The organism is Ensifer sp. 1H6 (genome assembly GCF_001976035.1).
GTDB lineage: Bacteria > Pseudomonadota > Alphaproteobacteria > Rhizobiales > Rhizobiaceae > Ensifer > Ensifer canadensis.
Window position 1 is genome coordinate 176,808 of sequence record NZ_MOAI01000008.1, and the last position, 13,100, is coordinate 189,907.

At 61.5% G+C, this 13,100-nt stretch carries 11 protein-coding genes; 5 read left to right on the plus strand and 6 right to left on the minus strand.

The annotated features are described in order from the left end of the window. Window positions 1-300: 300 nt before the first annotated feature. The gene (locus tag BKP54_RS12225; protein ID WP_025425986.1) at window positions 301-2,253 is read right to left on the minus strand and encodes an acetoacetate--CoA ligase; all 1,953 of its coding nucleotides are present in this window, start codon (window positions 2,251-2,253) and stop codon (window positions 301-303) included. A gap of 176 nt (window positions 2,254-2,429) precedes the next feature. Between BKP54_RS12225 and BKP54_RS12230 the strand changes: the two genes are divergently transcribed. Further along, window positions 2,430-4,253 (plus strand): AsmA family protein, encoded by a 1,824-nt coding sequence (locus BKP54_RS12230; RefSeq protein ID WP_025425985.1) that lies wholly within the window; start codon window positions 2,430-2,432, stop codon window positions 4,251-4,253. 53 nt (window positions 4,254-4,306) lie between these two features. On the opposite strand, the gene BKP54_RS12235 is transcribed toward BKP54_RS12230, so the two are convergent. The 4 genes from BKP54_RS12235 to BKP54_RS12250 all read right to left on the minus strand — a co-directional run bounded on the left by BKP54_RS12235 (window position 4,307) and on the right by BKP54_RS12250 (window position 8,382). Continuing rightward, entirely contained in the window at window positions 4,307-5,122 is an 816-nt protein-coding gene (locus BKP54_RS12235) for an ABC transporter permease subunit (RefSeq protein ID WP_025425984.1), read from the minus strand. A 3-nt stretch (window positions 5,123-5,125) separates the two neighbouring features. Next, window positions 5,126-6,037, minus strand: a complete 912-nt coding sequence (locus BKP54_RS12240; RefSeq protein WP_025425983.1) for an ABC transporter permease subunit — start codon at window positions 6,035-6,037, stop codon at window positions 5,126-5,128. Between the two features lie 4 nt (window positions 6,038-6,041). Further along, the gene (locus tag BKP54_RS12245; protein WP_025425982.1) at window positions 6,042-7,184 is read right to left on the minus strand and encodes an ABC transporter ATP-binding protein; all 1,143 of its coding nucleotides are present in this window, start codon (window positions 7,182-7,184) and stop codon (window positions 6,042-6,044) included. Window positions 7,185-7,287: 103 nt separating this feature from the next. Beyond that, on the minus strand, window positions 7,288-8,382 hold the full coding sequence (locus BKP54_RS12250; protein ID WP_025425981.1) for a polyamine ABC transporter substrate-binding protein: 1,095 nt from the start codon (window positions 8,380-8,382) through the stop codon (window positions 7,288-7,290). An 89-nt stretch (window positions 8,383-8,471) separates the two neighbouring features. Between BKP54_RS12250 and BKP54_RS35035 the strand changes: the two genes are divergently transcribed. After that, window positions 8,472-8,660: a hypothetical protein gene (locus BKP54_RS35035; RefSeq protein WP_128090405.1), complete on the plus strand. Its 189-nt coding sequence runs from the start codon at window positions 8,472-8,474 to the stop codon at window positions 8,658-8,660. A 60-nt stretch (window positions 8,661-8,720) separates the two neighbouring features. Beyond that, entirely contained in the window at window positions 8,721-9,674 is a 954-nt protein-coding gene (locus BKP54_RS12255; RefSeq protein WP_158071690.1) for a fatty acid desaturase family protein, read from the plus strand. Between the two features lie 12 nt (window positions 9,675-9,686). Here the strand turns inward: BKP54_RS12255 and BKP54_RS12260 are convergent, their stop codons facing one another. After that, window positions 9,687-11,096, minus strand: coding sequence for an XRE family transcriptional regulator (locus BKP54_RS12260; RefSeq protein WP_025425979.1), 1,410 nt, complete (start codon window positions 11,094-11,096; stop codon window positions 9,687-9,689). A 228-nt stretch (window positions 11,097-11,324) separates the two neighbouring features. Between BKP54_RS12260 and aceA the strand changes: the two genes are divergently transcribed. Then, complete coding sequence (gene aceA / locus BKP54_RS12265) at window positions 11,325-12,614, plus strand: isocitrate lyase (RefSeq protein WP_025425978.1); 1,290 nt, start codon at window positions 11,325-11,327, stop codon at window positions 12,612-12,614. An 82-nt stretch (window positions 12,615-12,696) separates the two neighbouring features. Then, window positions 12,697-12,936 carry a hypothetical protein gene (locus BKP54_RS12270; RefSeq protein WP_025425977.1) on the plus strand — a complete coding sequence of 80 codons (240 nt, stop codon included), beginning with the start codon at window positions 12,697-12,699 and terminating at the stop codon, window positions 12,934-12,936. Window positions 12,937-13,100: the final 164 nt, after the last annotated feature.

Genomic DNA, 13,100 nt, shown 5'->3' on the forward strand with positions numbered 1-13,100 from the left:
GATAGAGCGTTTCCGCACCTCCGCCCAAAACGCTCTGTCCCGAAGGCAAAAAAAGAGGTGGCTGGGAGGCCACCTCGATAATTCAATGCTAAACCAACAAATGCTCGAGAAGTAATGACATCATGTCTGCGGCGGCATCGCTGCCAGGCGCCGACCACTCATCGGCCGGCCTCAAGTTGACATGACCATGCGCCCCCAATCGTTAACAAGACCTTACCAGCCGATCCGACAATTTTAGGGATTTATCAGCAAGTCTGAAGCCTTGGTTAATTCCGAAAGCGCGAACAAGTTAACGGCCCCTCAATTTTTGAGGGCATCGAGCCCGGCGAAAAGATCGAGCGCTTCCGGGTTGGCGAGCGCCTCCTTGTTCTTGACCGGGCGTCCATGCACAACGTCGCGGACCGCCAATTCGACGATCTTGCCCGACTTCGTGCGCGGAATATCGGCAACGGCGATGATCTTCGCCGGCACATGGCGGGGCGATGCGCCGGTGCGGATACGGTTCCTGATCGCCTTCTCCAATTGCTCATCGAGCGAGGCGCCGGATGCCATGCGCACGAACAGCACGACGCGCACGTCGTCTTCCCAGTCCTGTCCGATGCAGAGCGCTTCGGCCACCTCTTCCATCTGCTCGACCTGATTGTAGATCTCCGCCGTGCCGATGCGCACACCGCCGGGATTGAGTGTCGCGTCGGAGCGACCATGGATGACGATGCCGCCATGCGACGTCCATTCGGCAAAGTCGCCATGGCACCAGACGTTGTCGAAACGTTCGAAATAGGCGGCGCGGTATTTGACGCCTTCGGGATCGTTCCAGAACATCACCGGCATCGACGGGAATGCCTTGGTGCAGACGAGTTCACCCTTTTCGCCGCGCACGGAGCGCCCCTCGTCGTCCCAGACATCGATCGCCAGTCCGAGGCCAGGACCCTGGATCTCGCCACGCCAGACCGGCTTCAGCGGATTGCCGAGCACGAAGCACGAAACGATGTCGGTGCCGCCGGAGATCGACGCAAGCTGGACGTCCTGTTTGATGCCTTCATAGACGAAGGAGAAGCCTTCGGGCGACAGCGGCGAGCCAGTCGAGGTCAAGAGCCGCAGGCTTGAAAGGTCGTGGGTCTTGGCCGGCTCAAATCCGCCCTTGCGGACCGCGTCGATGTATTTTGCCGACGTACCGAAGACGGCAAACGTTTCGTCCGCCGCATAATCGAACAGGACGTTTCCATCAGGATAGAACGGCGAGCCGTCGAACAGGCACAGCGTCGCGCCGACCGCCAGGCCGGAGGCGAGCCAGTTCCACATCATCCAGCCGCAGGTGGTGAAATAGAAGAGCTTCTCCCCGTCGCCGAGCCCGCAGTGGAAGCGATGTTCCTTCAAATGCTGCAGCAGCGTGCCGCCGGCCGAATGAACGATGCACTTCGGGACGCCCGTGGTGCCGGAGGAGAAGAGCACATAGAGCGGGTGGCTGAACGGCAAACGCTCGAAGGCGAGCGCCTCGGCTTTAAACGGAGCGATGAAGTCCTCGAGCGTCACGCCATCGGCAATTGAGGCCGCCAGCGCCCTCGCCTCGCCCGCATAGGGAACGATGAGGGCTGGAACGTCGAGAGCCATGGAGACCGCACGAACCTTGGCGTCGACGTCCTGTCGTTTGCCGTTGTACCAATAGCCGTCGCAGGCGATGAACAGTTTCGGGGTGATCTGGCCAAAGCGATCGAGAACGCCCTGCTCGCCAAAATCGGGAGAACAGGACGACCAGATCGCACCGATCGACGCGGTCGCCAGCATGAGAGCGATCGTTTCGGGCATATTGGGCATCATCGCGGCGACGCGGTCACCCTTGCCGATGCTGCGCGCTTTCAGCGCCTGCTGCAGCCGCGAGACCAGCGTGCGCAGATCATCCCAGGAAAGCCGGTAGCTGACCTTATCCTCGCCGCGGAAAATGAGCGCATCGTCGCCGCCGGCGCGCCGCAGCAGGTTCTCGGCGAAATTCAGCGACGCCTCGGGAAAGAACCGAGCGTCGAGCATGCTGTTACCATTGACCAGAGCCGTCGCGCCACGATCGCCGATGACTTCGCAATGCTCCCAGACCGCCGTCCAGAAATCGCCGCGTTCGGCAACCGACCACGCGTGAAACGCGTCGTAATCGGCAAAGTCTTTGCCGAAGCGCTCGCTGCACCAGGCGATAAATTGCGCCATCGGGCTGTGCTCGCGGATCTCTGGACCGGGAACCCACAAAGGTTGCTCAGACTGCATGCTTTCCTCCACTCCTACTCCATGCCCTCTATACCATGCTGCAACGCAAAATAAACAGCAGGAGAACCCGCTCCGGCGTCGCATTGGCGACATTTCCATGTCGGGCGCATTTGATTTATGCGGGCTGAAAGCCTATCCAAGCAGCGTGATCCCAAGCGATGGGCAACCAGGCGGAAATGACAAGAAAAATCCTGCATATGATGGGTGAATCACGCCTTTGGTCGCGGCTTCGTCGTCGCCATTTCCTCTGGCCGGCGGCGATCGGCATCGTGCTGGCCGTCGGATACAACGCGGCCCTGCCGCTCGTGATCTCGACGACGGACGTGCGGCCGACGATGGAGCGCATGCTCGACGCCTGGTCGGGTGGCAAGAGCAGGATAACCGGCGAGCCGAACATCCGTTTCTGGCCGAACCCGACGCTGACATTGTACGGCGCCACGATCGAGACGACCGACGGTACCCCCCGCACACTCGCCCGGATCGGCAGCATCACCGCAGCCTTCAGCCTGGTTTCTGCGCTTCGCGGCGAACCGGCACTCGAAGACATCCGCCTCATCGAGCCTGTGGTAACGCTGGAGCGTGGCATCGACGGCACGCTCAACTGGGAGCGGCCGCGCTGGCTTGCGCCGCGCGAGGCGAAAGCGGACAACGACGACACCCCCTTCGGCGACATCACGATCGAGAATGGCCGCCTGCAGGTATTCGACCGGGCGACCAATTATGCGCGGGAGTTTCCCGGCATATCCGGCACCGTGAAGTGGCCCTCCTTTGCCGGGCGCCTGAATGCGCAACTGTCGAGCATGATCGGCGGGCAGGCCGTGAGCTGGGCGCTGGCCTGCGACGAGCCGCTGACGCTGCTGGCCGGCCGCAACACGACGCTGAAGACATCGCTGACCTCGGCCCCCCTCAATTTCTCCTTCGAGGGCGTCGGCAATCTGTCGATGAAACCATTCGCCTCGGGGCGGCTCCAGGTTTCCACCGCCTCGCTGCCGGCGCTTGCCGCGTGGTTTGAGGGGGCCTCGCATGAGGGGCTGCCCGAGAGCAGCTTCGATCTCAGTGCCAACGTCACGACCGGAGACGCGACGCTGAAGCTGGATGACTTGCGCCTGGCGATCGGCGGCGCGACGGCAACCGGGGTGCTCGACGTTGTCGCTCCTGCCAACGACACACCGCGCGTCGAGGGCACGCTCGCGTTCGACAGGATCGACCTCAACGGACTGCAACCACTTTTTGCGCAGCTTCCGGTCGATCCAGAAGAACTCGCCAGACATATGACCGAGGCTTTCGCCCGCACCTGGCGCGTCGACGTGCGCCTTTCGACGCAGGAGGCAGCGATCGGCCCGTTGCGGCTGACCGACGTGGCGGCCGGCGTCATGGTCGATCACGGGCGGGCGTCGCTTGATATCGGCGACAGCACCTATGCCAATGGCAGGCTCAGCGGCCGCCTCGTGCTGTCGGAAGCGGGCTTGACCCGTGGCGGCAAGCTAGAGCTGGCTCTCAAGGATGCGGATCTTGCGGCCGCCGTCGCCGACTTCGGCTTCACCGGCCCGGTGCCGACGGGACGCGGCAACGTCAACCTGGACCTGGCGACCGATCACCCGTTCTGGACGCCACGCGCAGCCGACGCATCCGGGCGCCTGACCTTGTCGCTTGCCAACGGCAGACTATCCGAATTCGACTCCGACGCCTTCTCGGACCTGGTCCGCAGGGGTGAGTTCTTCTCGCTGTCGCAGGCAGGCAGCGGCACGTTCGATTTTCAGCGGGCCGACATCGAGGCGCGCTTCAGCGACGGATCGGCCCGGTTGAACCGCGCTACCTTTATCGGGCCGACGGGCAGCCTGTCGGTCAACGGCGTCATACCCTATCGCAGCGGCAGCCTGGCTCTTGCCGGAACCTTTACCGACGCTACCAATGCCGCCCAGCGATTGCGGTTCTTCGTCGGCGGCTCCTGGCCGAATGCGGTGATCTCGCCGCTCTCGGTTCTCGGCGAGCCCAACTGAAACGGCCGGCGCTTTAAATGCACCAGCCGTCCTCTTGAAAACGGAGCTGAACTCTACTGCGCGAAAGCGGCGCGCTCGTCCTTCTCGCGTTGCGCTTCACGCTGTTTGGTCACAACAGAGGCAACGACGACACCGATCGCGACAATGCCGATCAGGATCGTGCAGATCGCGTTGATTTCAGGCGTCACCCCGAGACGAACCTGGCTGTAGATCTTCATCGGCAGCGTGGTGGCACCGGGGCCTGTGGTGAAGCTCGAGATCACGAGATCGTCGAGCGACAGCGTGAAGGCCAGCACCCAGCCGGAAAAGACGGCCGGCGCGATCACCGGCAGAGTGATCGCAAAGAAGGTCCTGACCGGGGTCGCGCCCAGATCCAGCGCCGCCTCCTCGATCGACTGGTCGAAGCTCAGGAGCCGCGACTGCACGACAACGGCAACGAAGCACATGGTGAAGGTGATGTGCGCAAGGGTGATCGTCCAGAAGCCACGGTCGAGCCCGATGGCAACGAACAGCAACAGCAGCGACAGGCCGGTGATCACCTCAGGCATGACCAGCGGCGCATAGACCATGCCGGAAAACAGCATGCGGCCGCGAAAGCGCGTGTAGCGCACCAGCGCGAGGGCCGCCAAGGTCCCGAGCACGGTTGCGCAGGTGGCCGAGATCAATGCCACGCGGATGGTGACCCAGGCGGCGTCGAGAAGCGCCTGATTGTGCCAGAGCTGCGCGTACCATTTGGTCGAAAACCCGGCCCATACCGTGACCAGCTTCGATTCGTTGAACGAGAAGATCACCAAAAGCACGATCGGCAGATAGAGAAAGCCGAAGCCGAGCACGATCGAGGCAATGTTGAAGCGTGACCAGTTGCCCATGACCTACTTCCCCTCGCCGTCGGCTTTGGCCTGCGCGTTCTGGAAGAACACGATCGGTATCACCAGGATCAAAAGCAGGATCGTGGCAACCGCCGAAGAGACCGGCCAGTCGCGGTTGGCGTTGAACTCGTTCCACAGCGTCTTGCCGATCATCAGCGTTTCCGATCCGCCGAGCAGATCGGGGATGACGAACTCGCCGACAGCCGGAATGAAGACGAGCAGGCAACCGGCAACGACGCCGGCCAGTGACAGCGGGAACGTGACGCGCCAGAAGGCGGAGAATGGCGTGCAGCCGAGATCCAGCGCCGCTTCCGTCAGCGTGTGGTCCATCTTCTCCAGCGACGAATAGATCGGCAGGACCATGAACGGCAGGTAGGAATAGACGATACCGATATAGATCGCCCAGTTGGTGTTGAGGATGATCAGCGGCTGGTCGATGACATTGATGCTCATCAGGAACTGGTTGAGCAGTCCTTCCGGCTTCAGGATGGCGATCCAGGCGTAAACGCGGATCAGGAAGCTGGTCCAAAACGGCAGGATCACCAACATCAACAGCGTCGGGCGGATCGATTTCGGCGCCTTCGCCATCCCGTAGGCGACGGGATAGGCGATCATCAACGTCAGCACCGTCGAGATTCCGGCGATGATGACACTCGACACATAGGCGTTGAAGTAGAGAACGTCCTCGGTCAGCCAGACATAGTTGTCGAGCGAGAACTCCCGTGCCTTTTCCATAATGCCGGAAAGGCCACCGAGGAGATCGAAGACCGGCGTATAGGGTGGCATCGCCACCGCCGTCTGCGACAACGAGATACGGAAGACGATGAAGAAGGGAATCAGGAAGAAGAACAGTAGCCAGGCATAGGGGATGATGATGACCAGGCGGCTGAAGACGGCTGATGCAACGCGCGCCATGGCTTCAATCCTTCAAGACGACGCCGGCGTCTTCGCCGAACGAGATCCAGACCTGCTGGTCGTAGCCGAAGGGATCTTCCACGGCGCGCACCGCGTTCAAGGACGACGCCTTCACGACCCTGCCATCCTTCAATCTGATATGGAAGACGGTCATGTCGCCGAGATAGCCGACGTCCCAGATCTCACCCTCGACCGCGTTGACCGGCGCGTGCGCCGGCGGCTGGCGGGTGACACGGATCTTTTCCGGGCGAATGGCGACCGCGGCCTTGGCGCCGGCGGCAGGCCTCTCCGGCGATGCCATGCGAATGGGAAAGCCGTTGCCGGTTTCAATGCTGAGGTAGCCGTTTTCCGCGGTTGTGGCTGTTCCGTCGAAGATGTTCACATCGCCGATGAAGTCGGCGACGAAGCGCGAATTGGGCGCCTCGTAGATTTCCGCTGGCGTTGCCACCTGCGCGACCTTGCCGTGGCTCATGACGGCGATGCGGTCCGCCATCGTCATCGCTTCCTCCTGGTCGTGCGTGACCACGACGAAGGTAAGGCCGAGTTCCTGCTGCAGGTCCATCAGTTCGAACTGGGTTTCCTCGCGCAGCTTCTTGTCGAGTGCGCCGAGCGGCTCGTCGAGCAGCAGCACCTTCGGGCGCTTGGCGAGTGAGCGTGCCAGCGCGACACGTTGGCGCTGGCCGCCGGAAAGCTGGTGCGGCTTGCGCTTGGCAAACTTCTCGAGCTTCACCAGCTTGAGCATCTGGCCGACGCGCTCGGCGATGTCGGCCTTGGGCATGCCGTCCTGCTTCAGGCCGAAGGCGATGTTGGTCTCAACGGTCATATGCGGAAACAGCGCGTAGGACTGGAACATCATGTTGACGGGCCGCCGGTAGGGCGGAATGCCGGCAAGGTTCTGGCCGTCGAGAATGATCTCCCCCGAGGTCGGCTGCTCGAAACCGGCCAGCATGCGCAGGAGCGTCGACTTTCCGCAGCCCGACGCACCCAAGAGTGCAAAGAACTCGCGCGTGTAGATGTTGAGCGAAAGATCGTCGACGGCGGTGAAATCGCCGAACTTCTTGGTGACGTTCTTGACGGAAATGAATGGCTTGGAAGCGGGATCCGCCCAGGGGGCGAAAGAGCGCCTGATACTGCCGAGTGACTTCATCATCTATCCCCGAATGATACAGCCGATGGGCACTCTCGTTTTCCCCGGTGCCCCCTTTAAGAAAATTGCCCGGATTTTGAGGTCCGGGCAATTCGTTTTGCTCTTACTGGCCGGTGACGACCTTTGTCCAGAGCCGGGTCAATACCCGCTGCTCCTTCGCCTCGAACGGCGTGACCGTGAACAGTTTCTGCATCACATCATCGGTGGGGTAGATGGCGGTGTCTTCGAGAACCGCCTTGTCCAGGAACTGCTGCGAGGCCTTGTTGCCGTTGGCGTAGAAGACATAGTTCGACGCCTTGGCGACGACCTCCGGCTTCATCATGTAGTTGAGGAATTCATGCGCTTCGGCGACATGCGGAGCGTCCGCCGGAATGGCGAGCATGTCGAACCACATCTGCGCGCCCTGCGACGGGATCGCATAATCGACGGTTACGCCAGCCTTGGCTTCGGCGGCGCGGTCACGGGCCTGAAAGACATCGCCGGAAAAGCCGACCGCGAGGCAGATATCGCCATTGGCAAGCGCGTTGATGTATTCCGACGAGTGAAACTTGCGGATATTCGGACGAACGCTGGCAAGCAGTTCGGCAGCCTTTTCAAGATCGGCCGCTTCGTGGCTATCAGGATTGAGGCCGAGATAGGCGAGCGCCGACGGCATCACATCCGTCGGGGAATCGAGAACATGGATGCCGCAATCCTTGAACTTGGCGGCTAGTTCCGGCTTGAAGATGACGTCCCAGTTGGGCTTCTCGTCGGTGCCGAGAATTTCCTTCATCTTGTCGACGTTGTAGCCGATGCCGGTGGTGCCCCACATGTAGTCGATGGCGTATTCGTTGCCCGGATCGTACTTGGCCGTACGCTCCATGATCACGTCCCACATATTGGTGAGGTTCGGGAGCTTGGACTTGTCGAGCTTCTGGAACACGCCGGCCGCGATCTGGCGCTGCAGGAAGGTCGCCGTCGGGACGACGACGTCGTAGCCCGAGCCGCCTGCGAGCAATTTGGTTTCGAGGATCTCGTTGGAATCGAAGACGTCGTAGACGACCTTGATGCCCGTTTCCTTGGTGAAGTCTTCCAGAATGCTGCTGTCGATATAATCCGACCAGTTATAGACGTTGACCACCCGCTCCTGCGCCGAAGCGAGCATGGTCGAACCGGCCAGTATGACCGTCGCCATGGTTGTAACGATGAATTTGGACATGCAGTTCCCTCGTTATTATCGGTCCGGACAAGGCCGCCCCGTGACACGGATCCAGGCCCATTCTGGATCGCTCCGGGGCGAGGTTAGGCATGTTTCTCGACAACCTCAAGCGGTTTTGTGCCGGAAAGAGGCGGACCTCTTCAGCCACCCCAGTTTTCGCAAGCCAAGGAAAATCGGGCACTTATGGCGAAGGGCGCGATCCCGCCATCGGCAGGTACCAAGCGGCCGACGTTAACCATGGCGGCAACCAGCCAGAACACGCGTTCGTTTACGATTGATTAACCATAAGGCGCATGCGATTTTTCCCCTCGGTTGTGTATCAGCGTCTGGGTAGTGTCATGAGTGGACGGAACCGCAGGATCGATCCGAGAGAGTTGAAGCGCCTTTCGATACTCGAGCCACAGAAATCCCTTGCGGCGATCGCGGTCGACTGGGCGATCATCGCCACCGCCATCGCCGTCAGCGAATATACCGGCAATATCCTCGTCTACCTCATGACCGTGATCGTGATTGCCGGTCGCATGCATGCGTTCGGTTGTCTCGTTCATGAGGCGGCGCACTACCGCATCATCAAGAACCGCAAGCTCAGCGACTGGATGAGCGACCTGTTGCTCGCCTGGCCGATGCTGGCGACCGTCGATGGCTACCGGCAGAACCACCTGGCACACCACCAGCATGCCAACACCGACGACGACCCGGACTGGACGGCAAAGCTCGGCATGGCGCAGTTCACCTTTCCGCAGAAGATCGCGCGTGGCGTGATGCAACTGCTCGGCTATCTCGTCGCCGTCAACTCGATCCGCGACATGGTGCACATGGCCAAGCGCATGTCGAAGAACGACCGGTCGACGCGGAGCTACAAGATGCTGCGCCTTTGCTTCTATATCGCTGCCGCCGCCATTTTCAGCCTTCTCGGCATCTGGCGCGAATTCGCGCTCTACTGGCTCGTGCCGTTCTTCACCTTCTTCTGCCTGTTCCTTTACGTGCGCAGCGTTGCGGAGCATTTCGGCAACATGGACTATAGCGACGAGCTGACGAGTTCACGCACGGTCTATCCGCATGCCTGGGAAAGACTGTTCTTTGCTCCGCACCACATCAACTATCATCTGGAGCACCACCTCTATCCCGGCGTGCCGTTCTATAACCTGCCCGAACTGCACGCGATCCTGATGCGCGACAAAGCCTATGCGGACAAGGCGCACATTACCCGCGGCTATACGACCGGACTACCGGCCGAATGCTTCGCCGCCAGTGCGCCGCTGCTGCCGAGCCATCACCCCGTCAGCTACTGAAAGTCCCAGCGCCTACTGAAAATCGAAGACGCTGAGGCCTGTTGCCATCTCGTCGAGCCCAAGCGGGCGCGTCACCGGAGGCTCGGCGCGCGCAAGACAGCCCTGCCGCTCGCAGAGCCGACAGGCCGCCCCGATCGCAACCGCGGGCGAGCGTAGCGTGCCATAGACCACCTCATCGGCAAAAGAGGCCTCACAACTGATCAGCAACGCGGTGCGGCGAACCCGCTCTTCAAAGCCCGCCTGCGGACCATCGAGCGTGCGCGACACGGTAAGGAACGCCAGTCCCTCTGTTGTCTCTACGCGGTCCACCAGGATTTGCCCCGGCACCGAGAAGGCGGCATGGATATTGAGCTTCGGACAGCCGCCGCCGAACCTCGCTTGCGGGAAACCCGATGCGCCGGAACGACGGAGCCGATGCCCGGCATTGTCGATCTCCATCAGGAAAAACGGAACGCCGGTCGCGCCGGGCCGCTGCAGCATGGTCAGCCGGTTGGCGACCTGCTCGAACGACACTTGGAAACGCGCCCTGAGCACGTCGATATCGTATCTCGCCCGGACGGCTGCCGCATGAAATGCCGCATAGGGCATCATCAATGCGTGGGCGGCATAGCGGGCGAGTTCGAAGCGGCCGATGCGGCGCGCTTCGGCGGTCGACAGGCGCAGCGTCTCCAACTCCCGGACGATCGCTTCGTGACAGGCAATCGAGGCAACCTCCATGGCGATCTCGCGCAACTGGTCATAGGGCGATAGGCGCTCGGAGATGAAGAGCCGCATGGAATGGCGATCGAAGCGGCGACGCAGATTGGGCATGGCATGAACGGGCAGATTGCGCACGACCAGGCCGTGTTCCTTCTTCAGCCAGGCTTTCAGTGCGCCGATCAGATCATCGCCCGGCGAAAGCGCCTCGTGAAAGGCCTCCGCCATTTCTTCGATCCGGGCGAAATGATTGGGTCTCGCCTCCAGCGTCTCGCGCACCTCGTCCATCGGTAGGCGGGTGCCCGACAGCGCCTCCATGTGCCCCTGCCCCGCCAGGAGGTCGGCAAGGTCCTTTAGCCGCGCCGCCTGCTCGCGATAGGCGCGGTAAAGCTTGACGACGCCGCCGGCGGCATTGGGCGCCGCTTCGGCAACTTCGATCAATTCCTGATCCCCCGGCAGTTCCGCCGCCAGCAGCGGATCGGCAAAGACCTCGCGCAATTGCGCCAGTCCACCGCCAGTTTCACCCTGCAGTTCCTCGAGGTCGACCTTGTAGACCGATGCGAGTTTCAGAAGCAGCTGGACGGTCAGCGGACGCTGATTGCGCTCGATCAGGTTGAGGTAGGACGGCGAGATGCCAAGCGCTTCGGCCATCGCCGTCTGCGTCAGCGAGAGCCCGTTGCGGATCCGCCGGACACGAGGACCGGCAAAGATCTTGTTCTCAGCCATTTGTCACTACCTTTACAACTCTGACGACGACCACACATTTACATAATTTACAAATTTACCGTGCACGCCTGTCAAAGGCAAGACAAGATAACCCTTTTGAAAGGCCATGAACTTCGATTTCCATAGCCCTATTGCGCAGCGCAATGTAAAAACTGTCACATCAACTAGAGACGAGGAAAGCCATACGACAAAAGTCGAATGGTGGATGAGTTCCAGCAGGAGGAAATGATGACTGATTTTTACAAGCTTGTTCCCAGTGCCCAGCAAGGCCGCTTTGATGGCATCGAACGCCCCTACACCGCTGAAACCGTGAAGCGGCTGCGTGGTTCGGTCGAGATCCGTTACTCCCTGGCCGAAATGGGTGCCAACCGCTTGTGGAAGCTCATTCACGAAGAGGACTTCGTCAACGCGCTCGGCGCGCTCTCGGGCAATCAGGCCATGCAGATGGTTCGCGCCGGCCTGAAAGCAATCTACCTCTCCGGCTGGCAGGTCGCGGCCGACGCCAACACCGCATCAGCGATGTATCCGGACCAATCGCTCTATCCGGCAAATGCCGCTCCGGAGCTGGCAAAGCGCATCAACCGCACGCTCCAGCGCGCCGACCAGATCGAGACCTCGGAAGGCAAGGGGCTATCGGTCGACACCTGGTTCGCACCGATCGTTGCCGACGCCGAAGCCGGTTTCGGCGGCCCGCTCAATGCCTTCGAGATCATGAAGGCCTTCATCGAGGCCGGAGCTGCGGGCGTTCACTACGAGGACCAGCTGGCGTCCGAAAAGAAGTGCGGCCATCTCGGCGGCAAGGTCCTGATCCCGACGGCCGCGCATATCCGCAATCTCAACGCGGCACGGCTTGCAGCCGACGTCATGGGTACGCCGACGCTCGTCATCGCCCGCACCGATGCGGAAGCGGCCAAGCTGTTGACGTCGGATATCGACGAACGCGATCGCCCCTTCGTCGATTATGACGCCGGACGCACGGTCGAAGGCTTCTACCAGGTGAAGAACGGCATCGAGCCGTGCATCGCGCGCGCCATCGCCTATGCGCCGCATTGCGACCTGATCTGGTGCGAAACCTCCAAGCCGGACCTGGAGCAGGCCCGCAAGTTTGCCGAGGGCGTGCACAAGGCGCATCCGGGCAAGCTGCTCGCCTACAACTGCTCGCCGTCGTTCAACTGGAAGAAAAACCTCGACGACGCGACGATCGCCAAGTTCCAGCGGGAACTCGGTGCGATGGGCTACAAGTTCCAGTTCATCACGCTTGCCGGCTTCCACCAGCTGAACTTCGGCATGTTCGAGTTGGCGCGCGGCTACAAGGCCCGGCAGATGGCGGCCTATTCGGAGCTTCAGGAGGCGGAGTTCGCCGCCGAGGTCAATGGCTACACCGCGACCAAGCACCAGCGCGAAGTCGGCACCGGCTATTTCGACGCCGTGTCGCTGGCCATCACCGGCGGCCAGTCATCGACGACAGCCATGAAGGAATCGACCGAGCACGACCAGTTCCGCCCGGCCGCAGAGTGAAGGACCGGGGAGCGTGGCAATCCCTGCCCGCCGCGCTCCCCATGCAATCGACGAGAAACCGCTGACACCAAGGAGAACTCCAATGACAGTTCAGACACGCGTCAAGGAAAGGGCCGAGGAACAGTCTTCGGCCATGACCCCGGATCAGCAGGCGGCGATCCGCATGGTCGCCAACGACCTGCACCGCCTTAACCAGGCCGTCATGAAAGCCGTCGACGCCGGCGTATCGGTCGAGCTGGTACGTTCGGCCCGCCATCATGGCGGCGAAGGCAACTGGGGCGACCTGTTGATCCCTGTTATCGTCACTCAGGGACGCGCGTGATGACGGTGCTGACGGCCGCAGCCTTGCTGCTTCTGGCGGCTTGGTCGAGCATACCCAAACCACAGACGGCAACCGCGACCGTCCGCCGCCCCGTTTAGCACCCCACAGACCGACAACCCTGACGCGAAAACGGCCGGCAGCAACGCCGGCCTGCCGCGTTTCAC

What these genes read in the sequence shown, in the direction of transcription:
- BKP54_RS12255 (WP_158071690.1), top strand. Translation starts at nt 8,721, where the DNA reads ATGAGTGGACGGAACCGCAGGATCGATCCGAGAGAGTTGAAGCGCCTT.
- BKP54_RS12260 (WP_025425979.1), bottom strand. Translation starts at nt 11,096, where the DNA reads ATGGCTGAGAACAAGATCTTTGCCGGTCCTCGTGTCCGGCGGATCCGC.
- BKP54_RS12235 (WP_025425984.1), bottom strand. Translation starts at nt 5,122, where the DNA reads ATGGGCAACTGGTCACGCTTCAACATTGCCTCGATCGTGCTCGGCTTC.
- BKP54_RS12230 (WP_025425985.1), top strand. Translation starts at nt 2,430, where the DNA reads ATGACAAGAAAAATCCTGCATATGATGGGTGAATCACGCCTTTGGTCG.
- aceA (WP_025425978.1), top strand. Translation starts at nt 11,325, where the DNA reads ATGACTGATTTTTACAAGCTTGTTCCCAGTGCCCAGCAAGGCCGCTTT.
- BKP54_RS12225 (WP_025425986.1), bottom strand. Translation starts at nt 2,253, where the DNA reads ATGCAGTCTGAGCAACCTTTGTGGGTTCCCGGTCCAGAGATCCGCGAG.
- BKP54_RS12240 (WP_025425983.1), bottom strand. Translation starts at nt 6,037, where the DNA reads ATGGCGCGCGTTGCATCAGCCGTCTTCAGCCGCCTGGTCATCATCATC.
- BKP54_RS12245 (WP_025425982.1), bottom strand. Translation starts at nt 7,184, where the DNA reads ATGAAGTCACTCGGCAGTATCAGGCGCTCTTTCGCCCCCTGGGCGGAT.
- BKP54_RS35035 (WP_128090405.1), top strand. Translation starts at nt 8,472, where the DNA reads ATGTTTCTCGACAACCTCAAGCGGTTTTGTGCCGGAAAGAGGCGGACC.
- BKP54_RS12250 (WP_025425981.1), bottom strand. Translation starts at nt 8,382, where the DNA reads ATGTCCAAATTCATCGTTACAACCATGGCGACGGTCATACTGGCCGGT.
- BKP54_RS12270 (WP_025425977.1), top strand. Translation starts at nt 12,697, where the DNA reads ATGACAGTTCAGACACGCGTCAAGGAAAGGGCCGAGGAACAGTCTTCG.